Annotated in this window: 24 protein-coding genes (1 of these 24 only partly in view); 23 read left to right on the top strand and 1 reads right to left on the bottom strand. The window is 42.5% G+C overall.

The window, feature by feature from the left end; genetic code table 11:
• The 5 genes from BWR56_RS08925 to BWR56_RS08905 all read left to right on the top strand — a co-directional run.
• Window positions 1-154: the 3' portion of a glutamate-cysteine ligase family protein gene (locus BWR56_RS08925; RefSeq protein WP_076984835.1), read on the top strand. The gene continues 1,124 nt to the left of window position 1, outside the view; only the last 154 of its 1,278 coding nucleotides appear in the window; its start codon lies off the left edge, out of view; the stop codon is at window positions 152-154.
• 75 nt (window positions 155-229) lie between these two features.
• Window positions 230-1,714, top strand: coding sequence for a threonine synthase (gene thrC, locus BWR56_RS08920; RefSeq protein WP_076984834.1), 1,485 nt, complete (start codon window positions 230-232; stop codon window positions 1,712-1,714).
• Window positions 1,715-1,774: 60 nt separating this feature from the next.
• Window positions 1,775-3,055 carry an MATE family efflux transporter gene (locus tag BWR56_RS08915; protein ID WP_049505557.1) on the top strand — a complete coding sequence of 427 codons (1,281 nt, stop codon included), beginning with the start codon at window positions 1,775-1,777 and terminating at the stop codon, window positions 3,053-3,055.
• A gap of 3 nt (window positions 3,056-3,058) precedes the next feature.
• A complete protein-coding gene (locus BWR56_RS08910) occupies window positions 3,059-3,679 on the top strand; it encodes an HAD family hydrolase (protein ID WP_049505558.1) in 621 nt (206 codons plus the stop codon).
• A 165-nt stretch (window positions 3,680-3,844) separates the two neighbouring features.
• Window positions 3,845-5,053, top strand: a complete 1,209-nt coding sequence (locus tag BWR56_RS08905) for a LysM peptidoglycan-binding domain-containing protein (RefSeq protein WP_049505559.1) — start codon at window positions 3,845-3,847, stop codon at window positions 5,051-5,053.
• Between the two features lie 179 nt (window positions 5,054-5,232).
• On the opposite strand, the gene BWR56_RS08900 is transcribed toward BWR56_RS08905, so the two are convergent.
• Window positions 5,233-6,090: a DUF975 family protein gene (locus BWR56_RS08900; RefSeq protein ID WP_049505560.1), complete on the bottom strand. Its 858-nt coding sequence runs from the start codon at window positions 6,088-6,090 to the stop codon at window positions 5,233-5,235.
• A gap of 116 nt (window positions 6,091-6,206) precedes the next feature.
• Between BWR56_RS08900 and tgt the strand changes: the two genes are divergently transcribed.
• From tgt to BWR56_RS08810, 18 genes are all read left to right on the top strand, one after another.
• Window positions 6,207-7,349, top strand: coding sequence for a tRNA guanosine(34) transglycosylase Tgt (tgt, locus tag BWR56_RS08895; RefSeq protein WP_001285237.1), 1,143 nt, complete (start codon window positions 6,207-6,209; stop codon window positions 7,347-7,349).
• Between the two features lie 133 nt (window positions 7,350-7,482).
• Window positions 7,483-9,300: an acyltransferase family protein gene (locus BWR56_RS08890; RefSeq protein WP_076984833.1), complete on the top strand. Its 1,818-nt coding sequence runs from the start codon at window positions 7,483-7,485 to the stop codon at window positions 9,298-9,300.
• 140 nt (window positions 9,301-9,440) lie between these two features.
• Window positions 9,441-10,592, top strand: a complete 1,152-nt coding sequence (gene nagA, locus BWR56_RS08885) for an N-acetylglucosamine-6-phosphate deacetylase (protein ID WP_076984832.1) — start codon at window positions 9,441-9,443, stop codon at window positions 10,590-10,592.
• A gap of 153 nt (window positions 10,593-10,745) precedes the next feature.
• Window positions 10,746-11,111 carry a DUF1033 family protein gene (locus BWR56_RS08880; RefSeq protein WP_000286399.1) on the top strand — a complete coding sequence of 122 codons (366 nt, stop codon included), beginning with the start codon at window positions 10,746-10,748 and terminating at the stop codon, window positions 11,109-11,111.
• Window positions 11,112-11,180: 69 nt separating this feature from the next.
• Window positions 11,181-12,122, top strand: a complete 942-nt coding sequence (gene comGA, locus BWR56_RS08875; protein WP_049505562.1) for a competence type IV pilus ATPase ComGA — start codon at window positions 11,181-11,183, stop codon at window positions 12,120-12,122.
• Window positions 12,070-13,086: a competence type IV pilus assembly protein ComGB gene (gene comGB / locus BWR56_RS08870; protein ID WP_076984831.1), complete on the top strand. Its 1,017-nt coding sequence runs from the start codon at window positions 12,070-12,072 to the stop codon at window positions 13,084-13,086. Before comGA ends, comGB begins: the two co-directional genes overlap by 53 nt.
• A gap of 1 nt (window position 13,087) precedes the next feature.
• A complete protein-coding gene (gene comGC / locus BWR56_RS08865) occupies window positions 13,088-13,411 on the top strand; it encodes a competence type IV pilus major pilin ComGC (protein ID WP_000735800.1) in 324 nt (107 codons plus the stop codon).
• Window positions 13,374-13,808: a competence type IV pilus minor pilin ComGD gene (gene comGD / locus BWR56_RS08860; RefSeq protein WP_049505563.1), complete on the top strand. Its 435-nt coding sequence runs from the start codon at window positions 13,374-13,376 to the stop codon at window positions 13,806-13,808. Before comGC ends, comGD begins: the two co-directional genes overlap by 38 nt.
• A complete protein-coding gene (comGE, locus tag BWR56_RS08855; protein WP_192832458.1) occupies window positions 13,771-14,073 on the top strand; it encodes a competence type IV pilus minor pilin ComGE in 303 nt (100 codons plus the stop codon). Before comGD ends, comGE begins: the two co-directional genes overlap by 38 nt.
• Window positions 14,036-14,497: a competence type IV pilus minor pilin ComGF gene (gene comGF, locus BWR56_RS08850; RefSeq protein WP_049505564.1), complete on the top strand. Its 462-nt coding sequence runs from the start codon at window positions 14,036-14,038 to the stop codon at window positions 14,495-14,497. Before comGE ends, comGF begins: the two co-directional genes overlap by 38 nt.
• Entirely contained in the window at window positions 14,475-14,888 is a 414-nt protein-coding gene (gene comGG / locus BWR56_RS08845; protein ID WP_049505565.1) for a competence type IV pilus minor pilin ComGG, read from the top strand. Before comGF ends, comGG begins: the two co-directional genes overlap by 23 nt.
• Before the next feature lie 32 nt (window positions 14,889-14,920).
• Window positions 14,921-15,511, top strand: coding sequence for a class I SAM-dependent methyltransferase (locus BWR56_RS08840; protein ID WP_049505566.1), 591 nt, complete (start codon window positions 14,921-14,923; stop codon window positions 15,509-15,511).
• 58 nt (window positions 15,512-15,569) lie between these two features.
• A complete protein-coding gene (locus BWR56_RS08835) occupies window positions 15,570-16,523 on the top strand; it encodes a class I SAM-dependent methyltransferase (RefSeq protein WP_049505567.1) in 954 nt (317 codons plus the stop codon).
• A gap of 50 nt (window positions 16,524-16,573) precedes the next feature.
• A complete protein-coding gene (locus BWR56_RS08830; RefSeq protein WP_049505568.1) occupies window positions 16,574-17,764 on the top strand; it encodes an acetate kinase in 1,191 nt (396 codons plus the stop codon).
• 149 nt (window positions 17,765-17,913) lie between these two features.
• Window positions 17,914-18,285, top strand: a complete 372-nt coding sequence (rnpA, locus tag BWR56_RS08825) for a ribonuclease P protein component (protein ID WP_000748120.1) — start codon at window positions 17,914-17,916, stop codon at window positions 18,283-18,285.
• Window positions 18,260-19,087 carry a membrane protein insertase YidC gene (locus BWR56_RS08820; protein ID WP_000728097.1) on the top strand — a complete coding sequence of 276 codons (828 nt, stop codon included), beginning with the start codon at window positions 18,260-18,262 and terminating at the stop codon, window positions 19,085-19,087. The genes rnpA and BWR56_RS08820 overlap by 26 nt, the downstream gene beginning before the upstream one ends.
• A 14-nt stretch (window positions 19,088-19,101) precedes the next feature.
• The gene (jag, locus tag BWR56_RS08815) at window positions 19,102-20,088 is read left to right on the top strand and encodes an RNA-binding cell elongation regulator Jag/EloR (RefSeq protein ID WP_070657909.1); all 987 of its coding nucleotides are present in this window, start codon (window positions 19,102-19,104) and stop codon (window positions 20,086-20,088) included.
• Between the two features lie 55 nt (window positions 20,089-20,143).
• Complete coding sequence (locus BWR56_RS08810; RefSeq protein ID WP_076984829.1) at window positions 20,144-20,767, top strand: ribonuclease P; 624 nt, start codon at window positions 20,144-20,146, stop codon at window positions 20,765-20,767.
• Window positions 20,768-20,858 lie beyond the last annotated feature (91 nt).

The raw sequence follows: 20,858 nt of genomic DNA, 5'->3' as shown, positions 1-20,858 counted from the left end.
ACAATTTTCTAAAAAACAACTCACAGATGAAGAAGAAGCTGCGGTTCTCGAGTTTTCTAAAGACTTACTCACCCTTGCTGAGGAGGGACTGGAGAAAAGAGATAAGCAAGAAATGGTTTATTTAGAGCCTTTGAAGAAAGAATTGGGATTATAATTTCTCTTATAAAGGGAGAATTTTCTGAAAAATCATGATATAATGGAAGAGACTATAGATAAAGGATAGAGATTCATGACATTAGTTTATCAATCAACGCGTGATGCCAATAATACAGTAACTGCCAGCCAAGCTATTTTGCAAGGTTTGGCGACGGATGGTGGTCTGTTTACACCACTTACTTATCCAAAGGTTGATTTGGACTTTGAAACATTAAAAGATGCTTCTTACCAAGAAGTGGCTAAATTAGTTTTATCAGCATTTTTAGATGACTTTACGGCTGAGGAGTTGGACTACTGTATCAACAATGCCTACGATAGCAAGTTTGATACTCCAGCGATTGCGCCATTGGTGAAACTGGATGGGCAATACAACTTGGAATTGTTCCATGGTTCAACGATTGCCTTTAAAGATATGGCCTTGTCTATCTTGCCATACTTTATGACGACAGCCGCTAAAAAGCATGGTTTGGAGAACAAGATTGTCATTTTGACAGCGACATCTGGTGATACTGGAAAAGCTGCTATGGCAGGGTTTGCCGATGTGCCTGGTACTGAGATCATCGTCTTTTATCCAAAGGATGGTGTCAGCAAGATACAAGAGTTGCAAATGACTACTCAGACTGGCGACAATACTCATGTTATTGCTATTGATGGTAACTTTGACGATGCGCAAACTAACGTCAAACATATGTTTAACGATGTAGCTCTTCGTGAAAAGTTGGCTGCCAATAAACTGCAATTTTCATCAGCTAACTCTATGAACATTGGTCGTTTGGTACCACAGATTGTGTATTATGTTTATGCCTACGCTCAGTTGATCAAGTCTGGTGAGATTGTGGCTGGTGAAAAGGTCAATTTTACAGTACCAACAGGAAACTTTGGAAATATCTTGGCTGCCTTTTATGCCAAGAAAATTGGTCTGCCAGTTGGTAAATTAGTCTGTGCTTCAAATGACAACAATGTTTTAACTGACTTCTTTAAAACACGTGTTTACGATAAGAAACGTGAGTTTAAGGTAACAACTAGTCCATCTATGGATATCTTAGTATCTTCAAACTTGGAGCGTTTGATTTTCCATCTTTTGGGGAATGATGCGGTTAAGACAGCTGAACTCATGAACGCCTTGAACACGCAAGGACAATATGAATTGACAGACTTTGATGCAGCGATTCTGGATCTCTTTGTAGCTGAATATGCGACTGAGGAAGAAACTGCGACAGAAATTAAACGTGTTTATCAAACAGATGCCTACATCGAGGATCCACATACGGCGGTTGCCTCAGCTGTTTATAGAAAATACCAAGCGGCTACTGGCGATGCGACTAAGACAGTGATTGCTTCAACAGCTAGTCCTTACAAGTTCCCAGTGGTTGCCGTAGAAGCGGTAACAGGAAAAGCAGGCTTGACTGACTTTGAAGCCTTGGCTCAATTACATGACATTTCAGGAGTGGCAGTGCCACCAGCGGTTGATGGCCTTGAAACAGCTCCCGTTCGTCATAAAACAACAGTGGCAGCTGCTGACATGCAAGCAGCGGTTGAGACTTATCTAGGACTTTAAGAAAGAGGGAGTAAACTCGGTTGGGAAACCAACTGAGTTTCTTTTCATCAGGAGGACAGAGTGTTTAGGAAAAATAAAGACATTCTTAATATTGCATTGCCAGCTATGGGTGAAAACTTTTTGCAGATGCTCATGGGAATGGTGGACAGCTACTTGGTCGCCCACTTGGGCTTGATCGCTATTTCAGGTGTTTCAGTGGCTGGCAATATTATCACTATTTACCAGGCGATTTTTATCGCTCTGGGAGCTGCTATCTCCAGTGTTATTTCAAAAAGTTTGGGGCAGAAAGATCAGTCCAAGTTGGCTTATCACGTGACAGAGGCTCTCAAGATAACCCTATTGCTGAGTGCACTTTTAGGCGCTTTATCCATCTTTGCTGGGCAAGAGATGATAGGACTTTTGGGAACTGAGCAGGAGGTGGCTGAGAGTGGTGGGCTCTACCTATCTTTGGTGGGTGGATCGATTGTTCTCTTGGGCTTGATGACGAGTTTGGGGGCTTTGATTCGTGCAACACATAATCCACGTCTGCCCCTATATGTTAGTTTTTTATCCAATGCCTTGAATATTCTTTTTTCAAGTCTAGCTATTTTTGTACTTGATATGGGCATAGCTGGTGTTGCTTGGGGGACTATCTTGTCTCGCTTAGTCGGTCTTGTGATTTTGTGGTCGCAATTAAAGCTGCCTTTTGAGAAACCGACTTTTGCTTTAGATAAAGAACTATTGATCTTGGCTTTGCCAGCGGCAGGAGAGCGACTTATGATGCGGGCTGGAGATGTAGTGATTATTGCCTTGGTTGTTTCTTTTGGGACGGAGGCAGTAGCGGGGAATGCAGTCGGAGAAGTCTTGACCCAGTTTAACTATATGCCTGCCTTTGGCGTCGCTACGGCGACGGTCATGCAGGTAGCTCGAGCAGTTGGAGAGGATAACTGGGAAAGAGTAGATGATTTGAGCAAGCAAACCTTTTGGCTTTCCCTGCTTCTCATGTTGCCCTTAACTCTCAGTATCTATGCCTTGGGGACACCATTGACTCATCTCTATACGACCGATCCTGTAGCGGTTGAAGCGAGCGTTTTGGTGGCACTGTTCTCTCTACTAGGAACCCCCATGGCGACAGGGACAGTTATATATACGGCAGTTTGGCAGGGCTTGGGAAATGCTCGCCTCCCCTTTTATGCGACAAGTATAGGAATGTGGTGTATTCGCATTGGAACAGGATATCTGATGGGTATTGTTCTTGGTTGGGGCTTGCCTGGTATTTGGGCAGGGACTCTCTTGGATAATGGTTTTCGCTGGTTATTTCTACGTTACCGTTACCAGCGTTATATGAGCTTGAAAGGATAGGAAATGCAAAAAACAGCATTTATTTGGGATTTAGACGGGACTTTATTGGACTCTTACGAAGCGATTTTGTCAGGGATTGAGGAGACCTTTGCTCAATTTTCTATTCCTTATGATAAGGAAAAAGTGAGAGAGTTTATCCTCAGGTATTCTGTGCAGGATTTGCTGGAGCAAGTGGCAGAGGAAAGAGATTTGGATGCGGCGGTTCTCAATCAGGTGCGTGCTCAGAGTCTGTCTGAGAAGAATGCTCAGGTAGTTTTGATGCCAGGTGCGCGTGAAGTGCTAGCTTGGGCAGACCAAGCAGGGATTCAGCAGTTTGTCTATACTCATAAGGGGGGCAATGCTTTTACCATTCTCAGAGCCTTGGGGTTGGAGTCCTATTTCACAGAGATTCTAACTAGTCAGAGTGGTTTTGAGCGCAAGCCTAGTCCAGAAGCGGCTAACTATCTACTAGACAAGTATCAGCTGGATTTTGAGAAAACCTATTATATAGGGGATCGGACTTTGGATGTGGAATTTGCCCAGAATAGCGGTATTCAAAGTATTAACTTTTTAGAATCCTCCTATGAAGGGAATCAGAGGATTCAAGTACTAGCAGATATTCCTTATATTTTTGAGGATAAGTGATGAGAAGATTGTGTCAGTTTTGTGACAGAAACCTAACAAACTATTTCAAGTAATCGAGTTTGTTACAAGGAATAGACAGTTCTGTTAAATAGGCCCGAGAGGGCTTTTTTTCTGCTTTTTTTGTGTTATGATAGACAGGTACTCATTTGAAAGGAATATGAACGAATGAAGAAAAGAATTATTTTAGCCTCAACAGTAGCCTTGTCTCTTGCTCCCACATTAGGAGCGAAAGCTCAAGAAATCTCTTGGACAGCACGTAGCGTTGAGCAAATCCAAAATGATGTGACGAAAAACGAGAACAAAAACAGCTATACAGTTCAGTATGGTGATACCCTGAGCACGATTGCAGAAGCTTTGGGAGTAGATGTGACGGTTCTTGCTAATTTGAACAAAATCACCAATATGGACTTGATTTTCCCAGATACTGTCCTCACTACAACTGTCAATGAGGCAGAAGAGGTAACGGAAGTTGAAATCCAAGCTCCTCAATCAGATGCTAGTGAAGAAGTGACGACTGCAACAGCTGATTTGACGACGAATCAAGTGACAGTCGATGAACAAACAGTTCAAGTAGAAGACCTTTCTCAACCAATTGAGGAAGCTCCAACTGCAACAGAGACTGAAAAACCAGCAGAAGTAGCGCCAAGTTCAGAAGTTTCTGAGACAGCGACAGTTGCTGAAGAGACACCATCTACAGAAACATCTGTAGCTGAAGAAACAGCTGAAACGACTCCAGCGGAAGCACTAGTAGCAGAAACAACTCGCCCAGTTGAAGAAGCTCCACAAGTGGCGACTCCAGCTACCGAAGAAACGGCAGCAACAACTCCAGCAGAAGCCCCAGTAGCAGCTGCTCCAGCAACTGAAACACCTGCTGATACAACAGGATCAAGTGCAACAGAAGAAGCAGTATCAACAGCAACTTCTGACACTGCAACTTCGACTTATCAAGCAGAGCAAAGCCAAACTCCTTCAAGAACATATTCAGCTCCAGCGGCTCCTGACTATGCAGGACTTGCTGTAGCTAAGTCTGAGAATGCTGGTCTTCAACCGCAAACGGCAGCCTTTAAGGAAGAAATCGCCAACTTGTTTGGCATCACATCCTTTAGTGGTTACCGTCCTGGAGACAGTGGCGACCATGGGAAAGGTTTGGCCATCGACTTTATGGTTCCAGTGAGTTCAGCACTTGGTGATCAAATCGCGGAATATGCAGTCAAAAATATGGCTAGCCGTGGTATCAACTATATCATCTGGAAACAACGTTTCTACGCTCCATATGATAGTAAATATGGACCAGCCTATACGTGGAATCCAATGCCAGACCGTGGTAGCGTAACCGAAAACCACTATGACCACGTTCACGTTTCAATGAACTAATCATTAAAATGGAAGTTGGGAACTGATTGAGTTCTCGCTTCTTTTTTTGTGTCAATCCTTTAGGATAAACAAGAAGATTCTTCTGAAGCAAGGTGGGCCTGCTATTTTGACTCTGCTGAGTATGTTACTTTTGAAATAAAAAAACCAGCGTCCTGAACGACGCTGGTTTTTGTAGACTCTTATCCATTTCGACGTTTACGGGCTAGTAGGGCTCTGTAAAAGAAGATGTGATTGTTCTGGATATAGGGAAGGAGTGAAAAGCTAGCAATTCCAAAAGTGATCCAGTTGAGGAAGTACCAAGGGAGTAGTTGTAGGTCGAGGACAAAGCGCTGGAATTTGTAACCTTTCATCAAGAAACGGCTGGTTTTCAGGATTTGACGGGGTTTAGCCTGTCCTAAATCCAGAGTGTCGCAGAGGAGGAATTCTACTTGCGAGTAGGCATAATGTTGCGGTACGTAGAGGATGTTCCCTACAATCATCAAGATGAGACTCGCGAAAAAGTAGAGGCCAAAGGTCATAAGGAACTGCTCTGTTTCAACGGATGAGAGGTCTAATTTTGGAAATTCAGGATGTAGGGCGACAAATCTCCGAGCTAAGAGATTGCTATAAAAGAGAAAATAAACGCCTACTAAGTTTGGAATGCTCCATAAAAAGAGGTAGAAACGTTTGAGGAGCAGAGTTAGGAAGGTTTGCGAGAAGCGCTCTGCAGCAAAGAGGGCCAGGCTTGATTTTACTGAGAGGTTCGTATCAGGATCCTTGAGGAGTCGGAGTGTCGCAAAAGCAGCACCTGCTAGAAAAATCGTGCTCAAAAAAGAAACCACTAGTGGGAAGAGATAGGCTTGGAGTACTTGTGCCAACATGCTGAAAAAGGATTGCTCTAAAACACTTTCTTGGAGACGAGCCAAGGGGTTGAGAAAGCCTGATAAGATGACCAGTATGCTAGGTAAGAGATAGACGAGAAAGAGGCGGGGATTTTCAGCCTGAAACTGCCTCGTCTGCAGACGAATGTTTTTTAAATCAATTTTTGGGTATTTCATTCTCTCATTATACCATAGTTCGTGACAGTTCCTGGTTTTTTTGATAAAATCATACAGTATGCCTTTGGGCACAAAGTATGAACTGGGACTGTTTTTCCCAGCTTCGGAGGTAAAAAATGTCAGATTCACCAATCAAATACCGTTTGATTAAGAAAGAAAAACATACAGGAGCTCGTCTGGGAGAAATCATCACTCCGCACGGTACCTTCCCGACACCTATGTTTATGCCAGTTGGGACCCAAGCTACTGTCAAGACCCAGTCGCCAGAGGAGTTGAAGGAGATGGGATCAGGAATTATCCTCTCTAATACTTATCATCTCTGGCTTCGCCCTGGGGACGAACTCATCGCACGCGCAGGTGGTCTCCACAAATTTATGAACTGGGACCAACCAATTTTGACAGACAGTGGTGGCTTCCAGGTTTATTCCCTAGCAGATAGCCGAAATATCACCGAAGAAGGAGTAACCTTTAAAAACCATCTCAATGGCTCCAAGATGTTCCTATCACCAGAAAAGGCCATCTCTATTCAGAATAATCTGGGTTCAGACATCATGATGTCCTTTGACGAATGTCCTCAGTTTTACCAACCCTATGATTACGTTAAGAAATCAATCGAACGTACCAGTCGTTGGGCTGAGCGTGGTTTGAAGGCTCATCGTCGTCCGCATGACCAAGGTTTGTTTGGAATTGTACAGGGAGCGGGCTTTGAAGATCTTCGCCGTCAGTCAGCTCATGACCTTGTCAGCATGGATTTCCCAGGCTACTCTATCGGTGGTTTGGCAGTGGGAGAAACGCACGAAGAAATGAATGCAGTCTTGGACTTCACAACTCAACTTCTTCCTGAAAACAAACCTCGCTATTTGATGGGTGTCGGAGCGCCAGACAGCTTGATCGATGGGGTCATTCGTGGTGTGGATATGTTTGACTGTGTCTTGCCGACTCGTATCGCTCGTAACGGAACTTGTATGACCAGCCAAGGTCGTTTGGTTGTCAAGAATGCCCAATTCGCTGAAGATTTTACGCCACTGGATCCTGAGTGTGATTGCTACACATGTAAGAACTACACACGCGCTTATCTTCGTCACCTGCTCAAGGCTGATGAAACCTTCGGTATCCGCTTGACTAGTTATCACAATCTCTACTTCTTGCTCAATTTGATGAAGCAGGTCCGCCAAGCCATCATGGATGATAATCTCTTGGAATTTCGTGAGTATTTTGTAGAAAAATATGGCTACAACAAGTCAGGGCGCAATTTCTAAAGTGTAAAAATAGAATGCCAAAATCCTAAGTTTTCTCTTAGGATTTTTCCTATTTTTTTGATAGAATAGGGAGTATAATGGAATGGAAATTAGGTGGTGTTTTGCTTCCTAATTTAATGGAGAATAGACTCGTATGCGTATTAAATGGTTTTCCTTGATTAGGATTACAGGTTTACTTTTGGTGCTTTTGTACCACTTCTTTCAAACGATCTTTCCTGGAGGCTTCTTTGGGGTAGATGTCTTTTTCACTTTTTCAGGGTTTTTGATCACCTCCCTCCTTTTAGAAGAATTTGGGAAGGCACGCCAGATTGATTTACTAGGCTTTTTTAAGAGACGGTTTTATCGTATCGTGCCACCTGTGGTGCTGATGGTTTTGGTGACCATGCCTTTTACTTTCTTGGTTCGTCAAGACTATGTTGCTGGAATTGGTGGCCAGGTTGCTGGAGTTCTCGGTTTTATGACCAACTTCTACGAAATGTTAACAGGGGGCAGTTATGAATCCCAGTTCATTCCGCATCTCTTTGTTCACAACTGGAGCCTAGCTGTTGAGGTTCACTACTATATCCTTTGGGGCTTAGCGGTTTGGTTCTTATCGAAACGTTCAAAATCTAGTAGTCAATTGAGAGGGATGGTCTTTCTCCTTTCTGCGGGAGCTTTTATCATTAGTTTTTTCTCCATGTTTATTGGTAGTCTAATGGCGAGTTCCTATTCATCTGTCTACTTTTCAAGTTTGACCCATGTCTATCCCTTCTTTTTAGGAAGCATTTTGGCGACAGTTGTGGGGGTTCGTCAGACGAGCGATTTAGTCAAGCAGTTTGACCGGATGTGGGACCTTCGTCAAAATCTACTGGTGTTTATTGCGGGGCTTTTGGTGTTAGTGCTCTTGACTTTCTTTGTCAAGTTCACTTACCTGTTTGCGTACTTATTTGGCTTCTTGCTAGCAAGTTTAGCGGCAGTGGCTATGATTTTTGCTGCGCGTGTCTTGCATGAGAAAACGCCTGAGATACAAGAACCTCGGATCATTACATTTTTAGCGGATACCAGCTACGCGGTTTATCTTTTCCACTGGCCTTTTTATATTATCTTTTCTCAGTTGATGAGTAATCTGCCTGCTGTTATTCTGACAATCATCTTTTCTTATTTCTTTGCTATCCTATCCTTCTATATTGTTGAGCCGTTGATTGCCGGTAAATCCAATCCTTTAATACGGAAGATTAGTCGATTGCCTCATATTAAACCAATTAGTGCTGCTGGTGCTGGCATTCTTACCCTGATTGCCTTGATTATCATAGCTGTGGCTCCTCAAGTTGGAGCTTTTGAGACAGGCTTGATGGTCAATGGTTTCAAACAAGCTCAGACCAATATAGGACAAACAAAGACTCTTGCTGAACAAGCTGAACTGAGTCGTTTAGGAATTTCTGAGGGAACAAGCCTAATAGGAGATTCGGTAGCCTTGCGTGCCAATACAGCCTTACAAGAGGCACTTCCTGAAGCGAATATCAATGCCCAGGTTAGTCGAACGACCAAGCAAGCCAATGACATCATGCTCAATAACAGTCAGAACAAGGCACTGCTAAAAACAGTTGTCATTGCAACGGGAGTCAATAATCCTGAAGGCTATAAGAATGATTTGGACAGCATCGTGAACAATCTACCGAAAGGACACCATCTGATACTGGTGACACCTTATGAGGGAGACAAGAGCAAGGACACTTACACATCAGTGGAGCAGTATGCGGCTTATGCACGGGAATTAGCTGAAAAGAATCCTTACGTGAGCATAGCTGACTGGAATAAGGTTGCTAAGGAACACCCTGAAATCTGGGCTGGAACCGACCAAGTCCACTTTGGGAATGACAATAGCAAGCTCGAAGAAGGTGCTAAGCTATACGCAGAAACGATTGCAGCTGCTGTTAAGGCTGCTCAAGAACTGCCTGTAAAATCAAAATAAAATTAAAGAGTTGGAGAAATCCAGCTCTTTTAAAATATCTCTAGAAAATAGGTCTATACCATTTACAAATGAAAAAGAAAGGTTTATAATGTAATTGACATAATAAATTCTAGAATCAATCTATCAAGGAGGTTATCATTATGCCTAATTATATTAAAGCGGATCAGTTTTTCTACCCACACGGAGTTCGTCGTGGCGGTTACTTGGAACTTGTGGATGGCAAGTTTGGCAAACATGTAGAACAGATTCCTGAAGGCTCTGACGTCATTGACTATACAGGCTACAGCATTGCACCAGGACTTGTGGATACCCACATTCATGGATTTGGTGGTGTCGATGTCATGGACAATAACATCGAAGGTACCCTTCATACTATGAGTGAAGGTCTACTTAGCACGGGTGTTACCAGCTTCTTGCCAACGACCTTGACTTCCTCTTACGAGCAGTTGCTTGCAGTAACTGAAAATATCGGTGCTCGTTACCAGGAAGCAAGTGGAGCCAAGATTCGTGGGATCTATTTTGAAGGTCCGTATTTCACAGAGAAATACAAGGGAGCCCAAAACCCTGCTTATATGAAAGACCCTCGTATGGATGAGTTTCGTGCTTGGCAAAAAGCAGCCAATGGCCTGCTCAATAAAATTGCCCTTGCGCCAGAACGTGAAGGTGTAGAAGACTTTGTTCGTACAGTTACGGGTGAAGGAGTGACTGTTGCTCTTGGGCACTCCAATGCGACTTTTGATGAAGCTAAAAAAGCAGTCGACGCTGGAGCAAGCGTTTGGGTACATGCCTACAATGGGATGCGTGGGTTGACTCACCGTGAGCTCGGTATGGTGGGAGCCATGTATGAATTGCCACATACTTATGCAGAGTTGATCTGTGACGGTCACCACGTAGATCCAAAGGCCTGTGATATTTTGCTCAAGCAAAAAGGAACAGAAAATATTGCTCTTATCACAGACTGTATGACAGCTGGTGGCTTGGAAGATGGAGATTACATGTTGGGAGAATTCCCAGTAGTTGTTGCTAATGGAACTGCTCGCCTCAAATCTACAGGCAATTTGGCAGGTTCTATCCTTAAACTCAAAGATGGTTTGAAGAATGTGGTCGAATGGGGCATTGCGAATCCGCATGAAGCAGTCATGATGGCCAGCCTCAACCCAGCAAAATCTGTTCACATCGATGATGTCTGTGGTCAAATCCGTGAAGGTTACGACGCCGACTTTATCGTACTAGATAAAGATTTGGAATTGGTAGCAACCTATCTAGATGGTGTGAAACGTTATCAAGCCTAAGAAGATAAAAATAGGGGTCAATAAAGGACTCCTATTTTTATGATAGGCTGAAAAAGATATTTAAAGAAGTCTTCCTAAAGGGAAAGGCAAGCAAAATCCTTTTCTTGTAATAAAAAATTAGATATAATATACGATACAAAGGAAGTAGTAAGAATGTATCGTGTTATAGAAATGTATGGGGATTTTGAACCGTGGTGGTTCATAGAAGGTTGGGAAGAAGATGTCATCATGAGTCAATCTTTTGACAAGTATTATGATGCTCTAAAATATTATAAATCATGCTGGTTTGAGCTGGAAAAGAAGAATCCTCTTTATAAGAGTCGGAGTGATTTGATGACTATTTTTTGGGATCCTGCCGACCAACGCTGGTGTGATGAGTGCGATGAGTATTTGCAGCAGTATCATTCTTTGGCACTTTTACAGGATGAGCAAGTCATCCCCGATGAAAAGCTACGTCCAGGCTACGAAAAACAAACAGGTCAAGAAAAACACCGTTCTTGCCGTATGAAATGGAGATAAAAAAGTAACTTTTTAAGTTGCTTTTTATTTTTTTTATTTTTTTGCGAATAGTTAGGTAAGGAGGGCGGTATGGTACAAGAAATTGCACAGAAAATTATTGCTACTGCGAAAGAAAAGAAGGCTCAGGATATCTATTTTATCCCCAAGGAAAAGTCCTACGAACTTCACATGCGGGTTGGAGACGAACGGTGTCTAGTTGACTCCTATGAGTTTGATATTTTAGCTGCAGTGATTAGTCATTTCAAGTTTGTGGCGGGTATGAATGTAGGGGAGAAGAGACGTAGTCAGCTGGGATCTTGCGACTATCAGCATGGGGAGAAGGTGTCTTCTCTGCGTTTGTCCACCGTAGGAGATTATCGGGGACATGAGAGTTTGGTCATTCGTTTGTTGCACGATGAGGAACAGGACCTGCATTTCTGGTTTCAGGATATGAACGAACTGGGTGAGCAGTACAGGCAACGGGGCCTCTATCTCTTTGCTGGTCCGGTCGGCAGTGGCAAGACGACTCTGATGCACGAATTAGCCAAGTCTCTGTTTAAAGGACAGCAGGTTATGTCCATTGAAGATCCTGTCGAGATCAAGCAGGAAGACATGCTCCAGTTGCAGTTGAATGAGGCGATTGGATTGACCTATGAAAATCTGATCAAACTGTCTCTTCGGCATCGCCCTGACCTCTTGATTATCGGTGAAATTCGGGATAGCGAGACGGCGCGTGCAGTAGTTAGAGCCAGTTTGACAGGGGCGACAGTCTTTTCAACTATTCATGCCAAGAGTATCCGAGGTGTTTATGAACGCCTTCTGGAGTTGGGTGTGACGGAGGAGGAACTAGCAGTTGTCCTGCAAGGAGTCTGCTACCAGAGATTAATCGGGGGAGGAGGAATCGTTGACTTTGCAAACAAAGACTATCAAGAACACCAGCCAACTAGCTGGAATGAGCAGATTGGTCAGCTTCTTAAAGATGGATATATCACAAGTCTTCAGGCTGAAACGGAAAAAATTAGCTACAGCTAAGCAGAAGAAAATCATCACCTTGTTTAACAATCTCTTCTCCAGCGGCTTTCATTTGGTGGAAATTATTTCTTTTTTGGGCAGAAGTGCCCTGCTGGAAAAGGACTATGTGGCCCAGATGCACCAAGGCTTGTCTCAGGGTAAATCATTCTCAGAAATGATGGCTAGTTTAGGCTTTTCAAGTGCTATTGTGACCCAGTTATCTCTAGCTGAAGTGCATGGAAATCTTCACCTGAGTCTGGGGAAGATAGAAGAATATCTGGATAATTTGTCCAAGGTCAAGAAAAAGTTAATCGAAGTAGCGACCTATCCTTTGATTTTGCTGGGATTTCTCCTGCTAATCATGCTGGGGTTGAGAAACTATCTACTTCCCCAACTGGACAGTAGCAATATCGCCACCCAAATCATTGGAAATCTGCCACAAATATTTCTGGGACTAGTGTTGGTTTGCTCTCTATCTGTACTTTTAGCCCTCACTTTCTACAAAAGAAGTTCCAAGATGCGGGTCTTCTCAATGTTAGCACGGATTCCCTTTCTGGGAATCTTTGTCCAGACCTATCTGACGGCCTATTATGCGCGTGAATGGGGCAATATGATTTCGCAGGGAATGGAGCTGACGCAGATTTTTCAGATCATGCAGGAACAAGGTTCCCAGCTCTTTAAAGAAATCGGTCAAGATATGGCTCAAGCCCTGCAAAATGGCCGCGAATTTTCTCAAACCATAGCGACCTATCCTTTCTTTAAAAAGGAGTTGAGTCTCATCATCGAGTATGGGGAAGTCAAGTCCAAGCTGGGGAGTGAGTTGGAAATCTATGCTGAAAAAACTTGGGAAGCCTTTTTTACCCGAGTCAACCGCACTATGAACTTAGTGCAGCCACTGGTTTTTATCTTTGTGGCCCTGATTATCGTTTTACTTTATGCGGCAATGCTTATGCCCATGTATCAAAATATGGAGGTAAATTTTTAAAATGAAAAAACTCATGACAAATTTAAAAAAAGCCAAGGTTAAAGCTTTCACTTTGGTAGAAATGTTAGTCGTCCTTTTAATCATCAGTGTTCTTCTCTTGCTCTTTGTGCCCAATTTGACCAAGCAAAAGGATGCCGTAGATGATAAAGGAAAAGCTGCTGTTGTCAAGGTCGTAGAAAGCCAGGCAGAGCTCTATAGTCTGGACAAGAATGAAGATGCTAGCCTTAGCAAATTACAAGCAGACGGTCGTATCACAGCTGAGCAAGCTAAAGCTTATAAAGACTACCATGCAAAACAAAAAACAAGTCAAACTGTTGCAGATTAAGGCTTTTACTATGCTTGAAAGTCTCTTAGTTTTGGGACTTGTGAGTATCCTTGCTTTGGGCTTGTCCGGTTCTGTTCAATCCAGTTTTGCGGCGGTAGAGGAGCAGATTTTCTTTATGGAGTTTGAAGAACTCTATCGGGAAACGCAAAAACGCAGTGTAGCCAGTCAGCAAAAGACTAGTCTGAACTTAGATGGACAGACGATCAGCAATGGCAATCAAAAGTTGACAGTTCCTAAAGGAATTCAGGCACCATCGGGACAAAGCATTATATTTGACCGAGCTGGGGGCAATTCGTCCCTGGCTAAGGTTGAATTTCAGACCAGCAAAGGAGCGATTCGTTATCAATTATATCTAGGAAATGGAAAAATTAAACGCATTAAGGAAACAAAAAATTAAGGCAGTGATCTTACTAGAAGCAGTAGTAGCTTTGGCTGTGTTTGCCAGCATTGCGACCCTTCTTTTGGGACAAATTCAGAAAAATAGACAAGAAGAGGCAGAAATCTTGCAAAAGGAAGAAGTCTTGCGTGTGGCGAAGATGGCCTTGCAAACAGGTCAAAATCAGGTAAACATAAACGGAGTGGAGGTTCAGGTGTTTGCTAGTGAAAAGGGATTGGAGGTCTACCATGGTTCAGATAAGTTGCTCGACCTTAAAGAGCAGTAAGGTAAGAGCGTTCACTCTATTAGAATCTCTGATTGCCCTTATCGTCATTAGCGGAGGCTTGCTCCTCTTTCAGGCTATGAGTCAGCTCCTCATTTCAGAAGTTCGTTACCAGCAGCAAAGCGAGCAAAAGGAGTGGCTCTTGTTTGTGGATCAACTGGAGGCAGAGTTAGAGCGTTCGCAGTTTGAAAAGGTAGAAGGCAATCGCCTCTACATGAAACAAGATGGTAAGAATATCTCTATAGGGAAGTCTAAATCGGATGATTTTCGAAAAACGGATACCAGCGGACGGGGCTACCAACCTATGGTTTATGGACTCAAATCAGCTCAAATTACAGAGGAAAATCAATTGGTTCGCTTTCGTTTCCAATTTCAAAAGGGCTTAGAAAGGGAGTTCATCTATCGTGTGGAAAAAACAAAAAGTTAAGGCAGGCGTTCTTTTATATGCAGTTACCATGGCAGCTATTTTTAGCCTTTTGTTGCAGTTTTATTTAAATCGGCAAGTAGCCCATCACAAAGACTTTGCCCTAAACAAAGAAAAGTTGGCAGCTTTTGCCATGGCCAAGCGAAGTAAAGATAAGGTTGAACAAGAAAGTGGAGAACGAGTCTTTAACTTAGGAAAAGTCAGGTATCACAATACGAAAACAGGTTTTGCAACAAGTGTTCGTATGAATAAGGGCAACTATGAATTTCTCTTTCCTCCGATGAAAAACCAAGAAAAGAAAACAGCTAAAAAGGAAGAGGTAGCGACTGATTCAAGCAATCAAGCAGGGAAGAAAAAATCAGAAGAAAAGCCTGAAAAGAAAGACAAATCCTAGTCAATTCAACTTCTTTGTGCTAAACTAAAAGCATGAAACATGATTTTAATCACAAAGCAGAAACTTTTGATTCGCCCAAAAATATCTTTCTTGCAAATTTGGTTTGTCAAGCAGTTGAAAAACAGATTGCTCTTCTATCAGACAAAGAAATTCTGGATTTCGGTGGAGGGACGGGTCTATTAGCCTTGCCCCTAGCCAAGCAGGCCAAGTCGGTTACCCTTGTAGATATCTCGGAGAAAATGCTGGAGCAAGCCCGTTTGAAAGCAGAGCAACAAGACATCAAGAATATCCAGTTTTTGGAGCAGGATTTACTGGCAAATCCCTTGGAACAGCAATTTGACCTGATTGTTGTCAGTCGGGTTCTTCATCATATGCCTGATCTAGATGCGACTCTTGCCATGTTTTACCATCACCTTAGGGAGAATGGACAAGTTCTCATCGCTGATTTTGTCAAGACAGATACCAACCATCATGGTTTTGATTTAGCTGAACTGGAAACCAAGCTCGCTCAGAATGGTTTTTCAAGCATTGGCAGTCAGATCCTCTATAGTGCTGAAGAATTGTTTCAAGGAAATTATTCAGAACTCTTTTTAACAGTAGCCCAAAAATCACTCGCTGACTAAAGCAGTGATTTTTTCTCTTCAGATGGAAAAAAGGAGGGAAATTTGATAAGATAGGAATATGGATTTTGAAAAAATTGAACAAGCTTATACGTATTTACTAGAGAATGTCCAAGTCATCCAAAGTGATTTGGTGACCAACTTTTATGACGCCTTGGTAGAGCAAAACAGCATCTATTTGGATGGCGAGACCGAACTAGAGCAGGTCAAGGAGAACAATCAAGCCCTTAAACGCTTAGCGCTTCGCAAGGAAGAGTGGCTCAAGACCTACCAGTTTCTCTTGATGAAGGCAGGACAAACGGAACCTTTACAGGCCAATCACCAGTTTACACCGGATGCCATTTCCCTCCTCTTGGTACTTGTTGTAGAAGAGTTGTTTAAACAAGAGGAAATTAGCATCCTCGAAATCGGTTCTGGTATGGGGATTTTGGGGGCTACTTTCTTGACTTCTCTCTCTAAAAAAGTAGATTACTTGGGAATCGAAGTGGATGACTTGCTGATTGATTTGGCAGCCAGTATGGCAGATGTGATTGGTTTGCAAGCTGGTTTTGTCCAAGGAGACGCCGTTCGTCCGCAAATGCTTAAAGAAAGCGACGTGGTCATCAGCGACTTGCCTGTTGGTTATTACCCAGACGATGCCATCGCTTCGCGCTATCAAGTGGCTTCTAGTCAAGAGCATACCTATGCCCATCATTTGCTGATGGAACAAGGCCTCAAGTACCTTAAGTCTGATGGCTATGCTATTTTTCTAGCTCCGAGTGATTTATTGACCAGTCCTCAAAGTGACTTATTAAAAGGGTGGCTCAAAGACGAAGTGAGTCTGGCTGCTATCATCGCTCTGCCAGAGGATATTTTCTCAACTGCAAACCAAGCTAAAAGTATTTTTGTCTTACAGAAGAAAAGAGACAAGGAAATAGAACCCTTTGTCTACCCTCTTACTAGCTTGCAAGATCCGTCAGTTTTGTTGACCTTTAAAGAAAATTTTCAAAATTGGAGCAAAGGTAATGAAATATAAAAGAGATTTTGTTATAATAGATGAAAACGCTTAAAAAGAGGTATCATCTTATGACAAAAACAATTGCAATCAATGCCGGAAGCTCAAGCTTGAAATGGCAACTTTATCAAATGCCAGAAGAGAAAGTTTTGGCTAAAGGCTTGATTGAACGTATTGGATTGAAAGATTCAATTTCAACAGTAAAATTTGACGGTCGTTCGGAACAACAAATTCTTGATATTGAAGACCACACACAAGCCGTTAAAATTTTATTGGATGACTTGATTCGTTTCGATATCATCAAATCTTATGATGAGATTACAGGTGTTGGACACCGCGTTGTAGCTGGTGGGGAATACTTCAAGGAATCAACGGTTGTTGAGGGAGATGTGCTCGAAAAAGTTGAGGAATTGGGACTTTTGGCCCCTCTCCACAATCCAGCCAACGCAGCAGGAATTCGTGCATTCAAGGAATTGCTTCCGGATATTACTAGCGTTGTTGTGTTTGATACCTCATTCCACACAACCATGCCAGAGAAGGCTTATCGCTACCCTCTACCAACTAAGTACTACACAGACAACAAGGTTCGTAAATATGGTGCCCACGGGACAAGCCACCAGTTTGTCGCAGGAGAAGCAGCGAAACTTTTGGGCCGTCCTCTAGAAGATTTGAAATTGATTACCTGCCATATTGGTAACGGGGCTTCTATCACAGCTGTTAAGGGTGGGAAGTCTGTGGATACTTCCATGGGATTCACACCACTCGGCGGTGTGATGATGGGAACTCGTACAGGAGATATTGACCCTGCTATCATCCCTTATCTCATGCAATATACAGAGGATTTCAATACCCCTGAAGATATTAGTCGCGTTCTCAATCGTGAATCAGGGCTCATGGGAGTTTCTGGTCAGTCAAGCGATATGCGTGATGTGATTGCTGCCATGGAAGCAGGAGACCATGATGCGACTTTGGCTTATGAAATGTATGTCGATCGTATCCAAAAACATATCGGTCAATATCTTGCAGTCCTAAATGGGGCAGATGCTATTATCTTCACAGCAGGAATCGGTGAAAATGCTGCTTTGGTTCGTGAGGATGTCATTTCAGGTATCTCTTGGTTTGGTTGTGATGTGGATCCAGAAAAGAACGTCTTTGGTGTAACGGGAGACATCTCAACTGATGCAGCGAAAATCCGTGTCTTGGTTATTCCAACAGATGAAGAATTGGTGATTGCACGCGATGTTGAACGCTTGAAAAAATAAGTAAATACACGTAAAATTTGATTGTAAAAAGAAGTTGGGAAAGAGATTTTCCAGCTTTTTTTATGTAGAAAATGTCTAAAACCTTGCTGTTATTGGCTTTTTCAAAAAATATGGTATAATAGTAGTAATTTAATAGATGGAGTTGAGTTTTGAAGAAAAGCTTTCGTGTAAAAAGAGAGAAAGATTTTAAGGCGATTTTCAAGGACGGAACAAGTTTTGCCAATCGAAAATTTGTTGTCTACCAATTGGAAAACCAGCAAAACCATTTTCGAGTAGGACTGTCCGTCAGCAAAAAGCTGGGGAATGCAGTTACCAGAAATCAAATCAAGAGACGAATCCGGCACATTCTACAAAGTGTAAAAGGGAGTTTAGTAGAGCATGTTGATTTTGTCGTGATTGCCCGAAAAGGGGTGGAAACCTTGGAATATGCAGAGATGGAGAAAAACCTACTCCACGTATTAAAGTTATCAAAGATTTACCAGGAAGGAAATGGGAGTGAAAAAGAAACTACAGTTGACTAGCTTGTTGGGCTTGTCCTTGTTTATCATGACAGCCTGTGCAACAAATGGTACAGCTAGCGATATAACAGCAGACTCAACAGACTTTTGGAGCAAATTCGTCTATTTTTTTGCTGAAATTATCCGCTTTTTGTCCTTTGACATTAGTATCGGAGTGGGGATTATCCTCTTTACGATTTTGATCCGGACGATTTTATTGCCGGTCTTTCAGACACAGATGGTTGCCTCTAGAAAAATGCAAGAGGCTCAACCACGCATCAAGGCTTTGCGAGAGCAATATCCGGGTCGTGATATGGAAAGTAGAACCAAGCTAGACCAGGAGATGCGTAAGGTTTATAAAGAGTTAGGGATCAAACATTCATCCTCTCTCTGGCCGATTTTAATACAAATGCCGGTTCTCTTGGCACTCTTTCAAGCCTTGAGTCGAGTAGACTTTTTGAAAACAGGTCACTTTTTATGGATTAATTTGGGAGGAGTAGATACAAGTTTTGTCCTTCCGATTTTGGCGGCAGTCTTTACCTTCTTGAGTAGCTGGTTATCGAATAAAGCTTTGTCCGAAAAAAGTGGAGCTACGACAGGGATGATGTATGGTATGCCCGTATTGATCTTTGTTTTTGCCATCTCCGCCCCAAGTGGTGTAGCTTTGTACTGGGCCGTATCCAATGCTTACCAAGTTCTGCAAACCTATTTCTTGAACAATCCTTTCAAGATTATTGCTGAAAGAGAAGCAGTGGCGCAAGCAGAAAAAGATTTAGAAGGCAAGAAGAGAAGAGCTTTGAAAAAAGCACAGAAAAAGAAAAAATAAGGAGGAATCTGGTAATGGTATTATTTACAGGTTCAACGGTTGAAGAAGCAATCCAAAAAGGATTGAAAGAATTAGACATTCCAAGAATGAAGGCCCACATCAAGGTCGTTTCGAAAGAGAAAAAAGGATTCTTAGGCTTGTTTGGTAAGAAGCCAGCTCAAGTTGATATCGAAGCCATTAGTGAAACGACAGTGATCAAAGCCAACCAGCAGGCCATTAAAGGGGTTCCAAAAGAAGTTAATGAAAAAAATGAACCCGTGAAAACAGTAAGTGAAGCAACTGTTGATTTGGGGCATGTAGTTGAAGCGATTAAGAAGATTGAAGAAGAAGGTCAAGGTGTCTCTGAAGAGGTCAAGGCTGAAATCTTGAAAAATGAAAAACATGCCAGCACGATTTTGGAAGAAACAGGCCATATTTCAATTTTAAATGAATTGGAACCAGAGAATACTACCGAGGAAGTGGAATCTGCTCCAGAAAAAGAAACTGAAACGCAGGAAACAACAAGCCAGTCTTTGGAAGATTTAGGCTTGAAAGTAGAACCAAGTTATGACATCGAACAAGTGGCAACAGAAGTAGCTAGCTACGTTCAAACCATTGTAGATGATATGGATGTTGAAGGGACGATTTCAAGCGACTACAATCGCCGCACCATCAATCTTCAAATTGACACTAATGAACCAGGCCGTATTATCGGCTACCACGGGAAAGTCTTGAAAGCTCTTCAGCTGTTAGCGCAAAATTACCTTTACAATCGCTATTCGAGAACCTTCTATATCACGATCAATGTCAATGATTACGTTGAACACCGTGCAGAAGTCTTGCAAACCTACGCTCAAAAATTGGCGACTCGCGTTTTAGAAGAAGGACGTAGCCAACAAACTGATCCAATGTCAAATAGCGAACGCAAGATTATCCATCGCATTATTTCACGCATGGATGGCGTGACGAGTTACTCTGAAGGCGATGAGCCAAATCGCTATGTTGTCGTAGATGCAGAATAAGCAAAGCAAAATCAGGTTTGTCCTGATTTTTTGCTAGGAAAGGAAAGATTCAGATATGCTGAAAGCAGTTAGAGAATACCTATCATTTGCAGGTGTCCAGTACCGTAATCCTGATAAAGCTGGCGATGAAAGAGAAAAGATGTTGAATTTGCGGCAAAAAGGTCAAGAGGCACGGAAGTCTTTCACAGAATTGGCCAAAACCTTTCAAGCAAGTCATCCAGAATGGCAACTCCAACAGACTAGCCAGTGGATGAACCAAGCGCAACGCTTGCGGCCGCATTTCTGGGCCTATCTTCAGAGAGACGGACAAGTGACAGAACCTATGATGGCCTTGCGTTTATATGGAGCACCTACTGACTTTGGGGTTTCTTTGGAAGTCAGTTTCATCGAGCGTAAGAAAGACGAACAGACCTTGGACAAGCAAGCCAAGGTTTTAGAACTTCCAGCGGTAGAAGGAATTTATTATCTAGTCTACTCAAATGGGGAAAGTTATAAGATGGAGGCTAATGAAGAAAATCGTCGTACTTTACGCGAGAAGCTGAGAAGTCAGGAAGTCCGTAAAGTGTTAGTTAAGGCAGATGTTTCTTTTATAGAAAATCAGTCAGTAGAAGCGATATTAGAGAAGTTAGAAGAGGCTTATGCGCGCTTGCTTCCGTACTATGAAGTGACGAGGGAATAGAAAATCAAATGTGTTAGATGAACGCAAATTGTTTTATTGCTATTCTATGCATTTTTTCATATAATAGTAAAATAGGATGTGTGATTCATTA

It is taken from the genome of Streptococcus oralis, from assembly GCF_001983955.1.
In the GTDB taxonomy this organism is placed as follows: domain Bacteria; phylum Bacillota; class Bacilli; order Lactobacillales; family Streptococcaceae; genus Streptococcus; species Streptococcus jiangnanensis.
Note: the sequence above shows the minus strand (reverse complement) of the source record. Positions and strands in the feature narration are given on the sequence as shown.